Source organism: Oxalicibacterium sp. (genome assembly GCF_035565035.1).
GTDB lineage: Bacteria > Pseudomonadota > Gammaproteobacteria > Burkholderiales > Burkholderiaceae_D > Oxalicibacterium.
On the sequence record NZ_DATMTD010000118.1, the window covers coordinates 1 to 10,203 of the forward strand.

The 10,203-nt window shown below is 60.7% G+C and carries 7 protein-coding genes and 1 pseudogene; all 8 read right to left on the minus strand.

The features are described from left to right. The coding region (locus VN114_RS13480; protein ID WP_414694225.1) for a gluconokinase at positions 1-870 on the minus strand (870 nt) is incomplete at its 3' end. A 66-nt stretch (positions 871-936) separates the two neighbouring features. Beyond that, positions 937-2,745: pseudogene (locus VN114_RS12925) on the minus strand (glycoside hydrolase family 15 protein); the annotation flags it as partial. Between the two features lie 10 nt (positions 2,746-2,755). Further along, positions 2,756-3,421, minus strand: a complete 666-nt coding sequence (gene rpe / locus VN114_RS12930; RefSeq protein ID WP_325515500.1) for a ribulose-phosphate 3-epimerase — start codon at positions 3,419-3,421, stop codon at positions 2,756-2,758. Continuing rightward, a complete protein-coding gene (locus VN114_RS12935; RefSeq protein ID WP_325515502.1) occupies positions 3,409-4,254 on the minus strand; it encodes a Cof-type HAD-IIB family hydrolase in 846 nt (281 codons plus the stop codon). Before VN114_RS12935 ends, rpe begins: the two co-directional genes overlap by 13 nt. Further along, entirely contained in the window at positions 4,251-5,774 is a 1,524-nt protein-coding gene (zwf, locus tag VN114_RS12940) for a glucose-6-phosphate dehydrogenase (protein WP_325515504.1), read from the minus strand. The genes VN114_RS12935 and zwf overlap by 4 nt, the downstream gene beginning before the upstream one ends. Further along, entirely contained in the window at positions 5,771-6,766 is a 996-nt protein-coding gene (gnd, locus tag VN114_RS12945; protein ID WP_325515506.1) for a phosphogluconate dehydrogenase (NAD(+)-dependent, decarboxylating), read from the minus strand. Before gnd ends, zwf begins: the two co-directional genes overlap by 4 nt. Positions 6,767-6,780: 14 nt before the next feature. After that, positions 6,781-7,938, minus strand: coding sequence for a transaldolase (gene tal, locus VN114_RS12950; RefSeq protein WP_325515508.1), 1,158 nt, complete (start codon positions 7,936-7,938; stop codon positions 6,781-6,783). Beyond that, positions 7,935-10,034: a transketolase gene (gene tkt / locus VN114_RS12955; protein WP_325515510.1), complete on the minus strand. Its 2,100-nt coding sequence runs from the start codon at positions 10,032-10,034 to the stop codon at positions 7,935-7,937. The genes tal and tkt overlap by 4 nt, the downstream gene beginning before the upstream one ends. Between the last annotated feature and the right edge of the window lie 169 nt (positions 10,035-10,203).

A 10,203-nucleotide genomic window follows, 5' to 3' on the forward strand; every position in this document is an offset into this window, starting at 1 on the left:
CGGGCGACATCGCGCGCAGGATGACGCACCACCGTCACGTGCGGCACGAAGACCGTGCGGGCGATGAGGGCGGTGCGGCGCGCCAGGTCCACCGTGTCGAAACGCAGCAGGAAGCGCTCGTCGAACATGCCGGCGCGCAGCACGGTCTCGACCCGCATCAGCAGACAGCACGCGGGCGGCACCGGCACTTCCATCACCCGGCTGTAGCCGCTCGCGTGCAACTGGTAGCGCGCCAGCCTGCCGCTGGACCGGTGCAGCAGCGGAAAGCAGCGTCCCAGCAGCATTTCCAGCGGTCCCGGCAGCAAGCTGCACAGCGGTTGCAGGCGCCCATCGATCCCCTGCACGCGCGGCGCCAGCAGGCCGACGTCGGGATGCTGCTCCAGGTAGGCGATCATCCGGGCCACCGCGTCGAGCGGCAAGCCGATGTCGGGCCCCAGCAGCAGGTGATGGGCGCTCCCGGCGTCGGCGGCCTCGCGCATATTCCAGCGTACGCAGCTGACTGCGCAGCAGCGATGGCGGCATGAAATGGCCTTTGCGTGCGCGCAGACGTTTGCGTAATTCGGTCTCGCTCGGTGCCAGAAGGACGAAGATGATATTCGGGTAGGCTTTTCGCAGGCGGTCGCGATAGGCGCGCTTCAGCGCAGAGCAGGCGATCACGCCATTCTTGCCTTCGGCTGCCTGACTGCCGATCCAGTCGGCGACGCGATCCAGCCATGGTGCGCGATCGGCGTCGGTCAACGGTTCGCCGGATTGCATCTTGCGCACGTTTTTCATCGGATGCAGATCGTCGCCATCCTCGAAGGCACAATCCAGCTGGTCGGCCAGCGCCTTGCCGATGGTCGATTTGCCGGAGGCGGAGACGCCGATCATCACCACCAGCACCGGCGTCGATGAAATGGCCGTGCCGTCGTAATCGGCCAGTTCCCATGCACCGCCGGCGACCGAGGCGAACGCGTGGGCGCTATTGATCAAGCCGATGTGTGAAAACGCCTGCGGGAAATTGCCGAGCTGCCGCTTCATCTTCGGATCGTATTCTTCCGCATACAGGCCGAGGTCGTTTCCCAGTGCCAGCAGACGATTGAAGAAAGCCTTTGCCTTGCGCATCTTTCCCATCGTCACGTAGACATTGACCAGCCAGAAGCTGCAGGCGAGGAAGGCGCCTTCATTGCCATGCAGACCGTCGATACCTTCCTCGGTACGATAGCGATACATCAGTCCATCGATCAGCAATTCCTTTTCGATGCGGGCGATGGTTCCCTCGACACGCGGATCGTGAATCGGCAAAAATCCGATCAACGGCATCATCAACAGCGCCGCATCGACGGTGTTGGCGCCGTAGTACTGCACGAAGGAATTGCTTTCCTTGTCGTAGCCGCGTTCGCAGACATCGGCATGAATCGCGTCGCGCACCTGACGCCATTCTTCCACCGGGCCTTCCAGTCCGAATTCTTCGGCGCTGGCGATCATGCGATCGAATGCCAGCCAGCACATGATTTTGGAATGCACGAAATGCCGCAGATCGCCGCGCACTTCCCACAGGCTGCTGTCCGGCTCGCGCCACAGGTCCATCAGTTGACGCGCGATCGTGCGTTCCAGCGACCAGGTTTTTTCCATGCCTTCGAGTCCTGCGCGACGCGAGGCATAGAAGGCGGCGATGACGGAGCCGAAGACATCCAGTTGTCGTTGCCCATGCGCGCCGTTACCGACGCGTACCGGGCGGCTTTGCTCGTAACCGGAAAGCCATGGCAGCTCCCGTTCCATCAGCGCGCGCTCGCCGCGCAGGCCGTACATGATCTGGATTTCCTTCGGCGAGCCGCCGACGGCACGCATCAACCACCAGCGCCATTCGCTGGCTTCCTGCAGATAGCCGGAGCCGATCAATGCATACAGCGTCAGCGCGGCGTCGCGCAGCCAGCAAAAGCGGTAATCCCAGTTGCGTTCGCCCTGCAATTGCTCCGGCAACGAGGTGGTCGGCGCGGCGACGATGCCGCCGGTCGGTTCGTAGGTCAGCGCCTTCAGTGTCAACAGAGAGCGCAGCACACTGTCGTGATACTCGCCTTCATAGGTGCATTGTTGGCTCCACTGCGTCCATTCGGCGACGCTGTGTTCCAGCAGCGAATAGGGATTGCGCGGCATCGCCGGTTCTTCATGCGACGGATACCACTCCAGACAGAAGGCGATGGATTGTCCAGCCGAAATGGAGAAGTTCGCAAAGCTGCAGAAATTTTTGCTGGTCAGCGGCACGCCCGATGTGACGCGCACTGCATCCGGTCCGGCCACGGCGATGATTGCGCCTTCCTGACGTTTGACCCACGGACACCATTCGCCATAGTTGAAACGGATGCGCAGCTCGGTATGCAAATCCAGCTGGCCGCGTACGCCGTGGACGATGCGCACCACTTCATGCGTGCCGCCCGGTGCCGGTTTGGGCATGAAGTCGGTGACGGTTGCGGTGCCGGTTTTGGTGCGGATCGTGGTTTGCAGCACCATGGTGCAGGGCAGATATCGACGACTGACGCGTGCCTTCGCGTCTCTTGCCCGCAACGTCCAGCAACCGTTGCCCTCGTCGCCGAGCAGGCTGGCAAACATCGCGCCGGAATCGAAACTGGGCAAACACAGCCATTCGATATCGCCGTTCTTGTGCACCAGTGCGCCACTGTTGGTGGAGCCGATCAGCGCATAGTCTTCGATCGGACGACTCGGCTGATCTTTCTTGCGGACGATTTTTCCGGATGTTTTTTTCATGGGCAGCAGATCATGAACAATTCATGCGCATGGCATCGATCGCCTTCGCATAGTCGGGCTGGTTGAAGAGTGCGGTACCGGCAACGATGACGTCGGCACCGGCTTCCACGCTTTGCCGCACGGTATGCGGGTTCTGTCCGCCATCGACTTCGATATGCGGATGCAATCCGCGTTCATTACAACGTGCGCGCAGGGCTGCAATCTTTGGCAGCATCTCGGGCAGAAAGGCCTGTCCGCTGAATCCAGGATTGACCGTCATCACCAGCACGATGTCGACCAGGTGCAGCACATGTTCGATCCATGCAATCGGCGTGGCCGGATCGATGACGACGCCGGGTTTGCAGCCGAGTTCACGCACGCGGCTCAGCACGCGGTGCAGGTGGATGGTCGAACCCGGTTCGGCCTGCACCAGCAGATGATCGGCGCCGGCGTCGCGATAACGTTCGAGCATGCGTTCTGGCTCGACTACCATCAGGTGAACGTTGAGCGGCTTCTGCGTACTTTTCCGGATCGCCTTGACGACAGCGGGGCCGAACGAGATATCAGGGACGAAATGTCCATCCATGATGTCGACGTGGATCCAGTCGGAGCCTGCCGTATCGACGGCACGCACTTCTTCTCCAAGGCGCGCGAAATCCGCCGCCAGCACGGATGCCGCAATCTTCACGTCGCGCATCGCTGTTCTCCGATCAGGCGTTCGATGGCGTGCGCTACGCCGTCTTCCTCGTTCGAAGTCGTGGTCCAGTCGGCGGCCGTACGCACGGCATCGGGCGCCTGTCCCATCGCGATCGACAGACCGGCGCGCGCAAACATCGGCAGATCGTTCGGCATGTCGCCGATCACCGCAACTTCCGCAAGCGGGGTCTGCATCGCTGCCGCCACCGCCACCACGCCATCCCCCTTGTTCGCCAGCAGCGCCGTGGCATCCAGAAAATACGGTTGCGACAGGGCGACGGTCGCATGACCTTGCGTGGCTTGCTGCATCGCCGATTCGAGTTGCCGCAGTAAAACCTTGTCGTCACTGACGCCGACGATCTTGTCGACTTCGCTGCACAGCGCGTCGAAATCGTCGCGCAAGGTCGGCTCCAGCCCTGAAGACAGTTTTTCGCGCGGCACATGCGGATTATCGGCATTGCGCGCATACCAGCGTTCATGGGCAAACAGCCATGCATCGACACCGGCCTTGTCGAGCATGGACAGGATCGTGCGCGCTACTTCCGGCGCAAGCCGTTGCGGCTGGCCGATCACGCCGGTGCGATTGAACAGCGTGCCGCCGTTGAATGCGCCGAACGGGCCGTCCAGCTCAAGTTCGTCGGCAAGCCACAGCATGCCGCTCATCGGTCGGGCGCTGATCAGCGACATGCGTATGCCGCTCGCCGTCAGTTGCCGTGCAGCGAGAATGTTGGCATTCGGCAGCGACTTGTCATGCCGGACCAGTGTGCCGTCGATGTCGCAGACGACGAGGCGGATCGACAGGTGGACCGGCTTGCCAATCGACGCGTGATTCATGAGCCCAGTCCATGCCAGCGGCGACCGTCACGTTCGATCAAGGCATCGGCGCCGCGCGGCCCGGTGCTGCCTGCAACGTACGGTTCGGGTTCGCCGTCGGCCGCCCATGCGTCGAGCACCGGCTGCAGTGCATGCCATGCGGCTTCCACACCATCGGCGCGCTGAAACAGTGTCTGGTCGCCCATCAGCATGTCGTAGATCAGCGTTTCGTAGCCGGTCGTATGCGCGATGTCGAACGTATCGGCGTAACTGAAGTTCATGCGCACCGGTGCGGTCTCGATGGCAGGGCCGGGTCGCTTCACCACGAAATCGATACCCATGCCTTCACCGGGCTGGATCTGGATGATGAGTTTGTTGGCAGGCAATTGCATCACGCCGGTGTCGTGGAATTGCGCGAACGGCACCGGCTTGAAGACCACCACGATTTCGGTATCGCGTTGCGCCAGCGCCTTGCCGGTGCGCAGGTAGAAGGGCACGCCTGCCCAGCGCCAGCTGTCGATGCCGAGTTTCAGCGCGACATAGGTTTCGGTACGGCTGTCGGCCGCGACGTCCTGTGCGGCACGGTAATCGCCGACATCCTTGTCGCCGATACGGCCGGCGGTGTAGACGCCGCGCACTGCGTCGCGGTTGACGTTATCGGCGGTAGGGCCGCGGATGGCCTGAAAGACTTTTGCCTTTTCATTGCGGATCGCTTCGGCATCGAAGGAGTTGGGCGGCTCCATGCCGATCATTGCGAGGATCTGGAACAGATGATTCGGCACCATGTCGCGCAAGGCGCCGGTAGCGTCGTAAAAACTGCCGCGCGTGCCGACATCGACGGTTTCCGCCACGGTGATCTGCACATGGTCGATGTAGTTGTTGTTCCATACCGCTTCGATCATGGTGTTGGCGAAACGCGTGACCATGACGTTCTGCACGGTTTCCTTGCCGAGGAAATGATCGATGCGATACAGCTGCTTTTCGCTTGCGAGCGCAAGCAGGCGTTCGTTCAATGCGCGTGCGGAAGCGTGATCGTGACCGAACGGCTTTTCGATGGCGAGGCGACGAAACCCCTTTTTTTCGTCGAGCAGCCCGACTCTGCCGAGTTGTTCGGCAATATCACCGAACAATTGCGAAACGGTCGCCAAATAGAACACGGCATTGCCGATATCGAGCTGGTCGAATTTCGTGCGCAGTTGATCGTACAGCGCCGCATCGGTCATGTCGCCGCGCAGATAGGTAATGCGCGAACGTAGCGACATCCATGCGTCACGCTCGCGATCGTCGCCAGCGTCGATCGCACCTTCACCGCAATTGCTGCGCTGAAAATCCTCGAAGCCGGTACGCAACCATTCATCGTCGCCTTCCGCGCGACCGATGCCGAGTATGGAAAGATCGTCGCCGACCAGTCCGCTTGCAGTCAGGTTGATCAGTGACGGCATCAGCAGACGATGACTGAGATCGCCGGTGGCGCCGAAGATCACCAGCGTCGCTTTCGGCGCCTGCGGAGCCTTTGAAACTGTCGTCGAAGCCGGCATCATTTTTCACCCGGTTCGCCGAGCGGCAGTTCGACATGACCGCCGAAGCCGAATCGCATTGCCGACAATAGCTTGTCGCCGAAGGTATCGTGCACACGACTACGGTAACGCGCGAACAGCGCGGACGAGAGTACGTAAGCAGGCACCGCTTCTTCCATCGCGGCATCGATGGTCCATTGACCTTCGCCGCTGTCGCCGACCTGACCTGCATATTTCTCCAGCATGTGATCCTTTGCCAGCGCTGCTGCCGACAGGTCGAGCAGCCACGATGAAATCACGCTGCCGCGTCGCCAGACTTCGGCAATGTCGGGCAGGTTGAGATCGAAGCGCTCCTCGTCCGGCAGGCGATCGGAAGACTTGTTGCGCAGGATGTCGAAACCTTCCGCGTAGGCGGCCATCAAGCCGTATTCGATACCGTTGTGCACCATCTTGACGAAGTGGCCGGCGCCGGCCGGACCGGCGTGGATGTAGCCGCGTTCCGCGCGATCGTCTTTTGCATCGCGGCCCGGTGTGCGCACGACGGTGCCGTAGCCGGGGGCCAGCGTGGAGAATATCGGATCGAGTTGCGCGACTGTTTCTTCAGGGCCGCCGATCATCATGCAATAACCGCGCTCCAGTCCCCACACGCCGCCGGAGGTGCCGACGTCGACATAGTGCAACTGTTTCATGCGACAGGATGCGGCACGACGGATATCGTCCTTGTAGAACGAATTGCCGCCGTCGATGAGGATGTCGCCGGGCGAGCACAAGGCGGTCAATGCAGTGATCGTCGACTCGGTCGCACCACCGGCAGGCAGCATGACCCAGAAGATACGCGGGGAAGAGAGCGTGCCGGTCATTTCTTCCAGCGAGGCGGTCGGCGTCGCGCCTTCGCCGGCGAGCATTGCCACTGCCTCTGTGCTGTGATCGAATACCACCACATCGTGGCCGCCGCGCATCAAACGTCGCGCAAGATTGCTGCCCATCCGGCCGAGGCCGATCATTCCAATCTGCATGATGATTTTTCCTGTTATTGAACGGAAGTGTTGCCGGTTAGCGCCGTGCGTTTTGCACCGACGGCGGCCAGTAATTTGTCGGCCGCATCAGTGAACTGCTTGACGCCATCCTCGACCAGGGCGGCGGTGACTGCATCCAGATCCAAGCCCAGGCGTTCGGTTTCAGCCAGAACCTGTCGCGCGTCTTCGACGTCCTGCGTCAGGCTGCGCGTGACGACGCCGTGTTCGCGAAACGCATCCATCGTTTTCGGCGGCATGGTATTGACGGTATCGGGGCCGATCAGCGTGTCGATGTAGAGCGTTGGCGAATAGGCCGGGTCCTTGGTGCCGGTCGATGCCCACAACAGACGCTGCGGCATCGCGCCTTTTTTCGCCAGCGCCTCCCAGCGTGCGCTGGCGATCATTTCCTGATATCGCACATATGCGAGTTTGGCGTTGGCAATCGCGACCTTGCCACGCAAGGCGCGCAGCGCAGCGCTTTCGGCATCACTGTCCTTGATTCGCTGGTCGATCGCCTTGTCGATTTGCGCGTCGATGCGACTGACGAAAAAGCTGGCGACGCTTGCGATCCTGTCGATCGATTCATTCTTCTTCACACGCGCTTCGAGGCCGGCAAAAAACGCGTCCGCCACCGATTGATACGCTTGCTGCGAGAACAGCAGCGTGATGTTGATGTTGAGTCCGTCCTCGATCAGTTGCCGCACGGCCGGTACGCCGGTGGCGGTGCCCGGCACCTTGATCATCAGGTTCGGACGGTCGACTGCTTGCCACAGGCGACGCGCCTCGGCGATCGTCTGCTGCGTGTCGTTCGCAATATACGGAGACACTTCCAGGCTGACATAGCCATCCTTCCCGTTCAGCTTGTCATAGACCGGGCGCAGATCGTCCGCCGCGTGTCGGATGTCGTCGATGGCCTGCGCCTCGTAAGCGTCGGTGGCATTGCTGGCAGCGGCGTTTGCGCCGGCTTTTTTCAGCCATGTCTTGAAGCCTTCGTCGTATGCATCGCCGTGTCCCATCGCTTTTTCGAAGATCGACGGATTGGAAGTGACGCCGGTCAGTCCGTCTTCGTCGATCAGTTTGCGCAAGCCGCCTTCGGCAAGGAACGTGCGATCGAGAAAATCAAGCCATACGGCTTGTCCTTCGTCATGCAAATGCTGTAACGGATTTTTCATGATGAGTGAGCCTTGATGAGTTGGTGCGCGACCTTCACGACGTTGTCGATCGTGAAGCCGAACTTTTCCTGCAGCTTGGCCAGGGGTGCCGATGCGCCGAAGGTGGACATGGTGATGGTTGCCCCATCCGTGCCGACATAGCGATCCCAGCCGAGCGAACCGGCCTGTTCGATGGCGAGCCGCGCTTTCACGGCAGGCGGCAAGACCTGATCGCGGTAAGCGCGATCCTGCTTTTCGAACAGATACCAGCTCGGCATCGATACGACGCGTGCGCGAATACCGTCGGCGGACAGTTTTTCGTATGCGGAAATTGCGAGCGACACTTCACTGCCGGTTGCGATCAGGATGAGTTGCGGTTCACCCTTGCAATCGGCCAGCACGTACGCGCCTTGTTGCACGCCGTCTGCCGATGCGTATTTACCGCGATCGATCGTCGGTAGCGCCTGGCGCGACAGGATCAACGCAGTCGGTTCGTGCGTGTGACTGAGTGCGACCTTCCACGCCACGGCGGTTTCGTTGGCATCGCCGGGACGGATCGTGTCGAGGCCGGGGATTGCGCGCAGCGTCGCCAGGTGTTCGATCGGCTGATGCGTCGGACCGTCTTCGCCGACGCCGATCGAATCGTGCGTGAAGACGAACACCACCGGCACTTCCATGATGGCTGCGAGCCGGATCGGCGCGCGCATGTAATCGGCAAACACCAGGAAGGTCGCGCTGTACGAACGCAGGTAACTGAGTGCCATGCCGTTGGCAATCGCGCCCATCGCGTGTTCGCGCACGCCGAAATGCATGTTGCGACCGTCGTATCGATTTGCCTCGAATGCTCCGGCGCCTTCGAATGTCAGGTTCGTCTTGGTCGATGGCGCCAGATCGGCTGCGCCGCCGATCAGCATCGGCACATGCGGTGCGATGGCGTTCAATACCTTGCCGCCTGCATCACGCGATGCAATGCCCTTGGCATCAGCCGGAAAAACCGGAATGTCGGTATCCCAACCGTCCGGCAATTTTCCCTCGCGCAGCAGGTCGAACTCTGCGGCTTCTTTCGGAAATGTTTTTCGATAACGCTCGAATTCCCGCTGCCATGCTTCGCGCGCTGCCTTGCCGCGCTTGGAAATCACACCGTGGAATGCGTCGGCGACGCCGTCCGGCACTAAAAACTGCGCATCTTCCGGCCAGCCGTACGCCTTCTTCGTGGCGCGTACATTGTCGGCACCGAGCGCTTCGCCGTGCGCCTTCGCGCTGCCTGCACGCGGACTTCCCCAGCCGATGACGGAATGCACGACGATGAAGGTCGGCCTGTCATTCGTTTCGCGAAACGTCGCAAGTACCTGCGTGATGGCATGTGTGTCGTTGGCATCGTTCACGTGCAGCACATTCCAGCCGTATGCTTCGAAACGTTTGCCGACGTCTTCGGTAAAGGCGAGTTCGGTCGAACCTTCGATGCTGATGTGATTGCTGTCGTAGATCCAGCAGAGATTGGAGAGTTTCAGATGTGCGGCGACAGAAGCGGCTTCGCCGGAAATGCCTTCCATCATGTCACCGTCGCCGCACAGCACATACACATCGTGATCGAACAGTGTGAAGCCGTCGCGATTGAAGCGTGCGGCGAGGGCGCGTTCTGCAATGGCCATGCCGACCGAGTTGCCGCAACCCTGACCCAGCGGACCAGTGGTCGTTTCCACACCGGTCGTCATGCGGTATTCGGGATGGCCGGGCGTTTTCGATCCGAGCTGGCGGAACTGCTTGATGTCGTCAAGGCTGACTGCGGGCAAGCCGGTCAGATTGCCGTGGGCGTCGATTTCCTTGACGCGTGCCAGATGCAGCAATGCGTACAGCAGCATGGATGCGTGTCCGACAGAGAGAACGAAGCGATCGCGATTCGGCCAGTCGGGTACATCGGGATCGATGCGCAGGAAGTCGCGCCACAACGTATATCCGACCGGCGCCAGCGCCATCGGTGTACCGGGATGCCCGGAGTTTGCTTTTTCGACGGCATCGATCGCAAGCGTGCGTATCGTATTGATGGTGTCGACAGTCAGACGTTCCGTTGTTCCGTCTTCACGGAATGACGTTGTTGCAGAAGAATCTTCACTCATGCTGAACCCCGTGTGATGCGGTTCGCGCGACGACACATCAGGAAGATGATGTATTCGTCAGTCATAGCGAACGCTACGTTATGACTATGGTTGCTATCGGGAGTTCAAGCGTTTGTTGTTTACTTCTGCGATGTCGACGGGACCTTGGTTCGACTGTGCAAGAAAATTT

Coding starts and splice junctions, on each gene's coding strand:
- tkt (WP_325515510.1), bottom strand. CDS start 10,034: ATGAGTGAAGATTCTTCTGCAACAACGTCATTCCGTGAAGACGGAACA.
- zwf (WP_325515504.1), bottom strand. CDS start 5,774: ATGATGCCGGCTTCGACGACAGTTTCAAAGGCTCCGCAGGCGCCGAAA.
- gnd (WP_325515506.1), bottom strand. CDS start 6,766: ATGCAGATTGGAATGATCGGCCTCGGCCGGATGGGCAGCAATCTTGCG.
- VN114_RS12935 (WP_325515502.1), bottom strand. CDS start 4,254: ATGAATCACGCGTCGATTGGCAAGCCGGTCCACCTGTCGATCCGCCTC.
- rpe (WP_325515500.1), bottom strand. CDS start 3,421: ATGCGCGACGTGAAGATTGCGGCATCCGTGCTGGCGGCGGATTTCGCG.
- tal (WP_325515508.1), bottom strand. CDS start 7,938: ATGAAAAATCCGTTACAGCATTTGCATGACGAAGGACAAGCCGTATGG.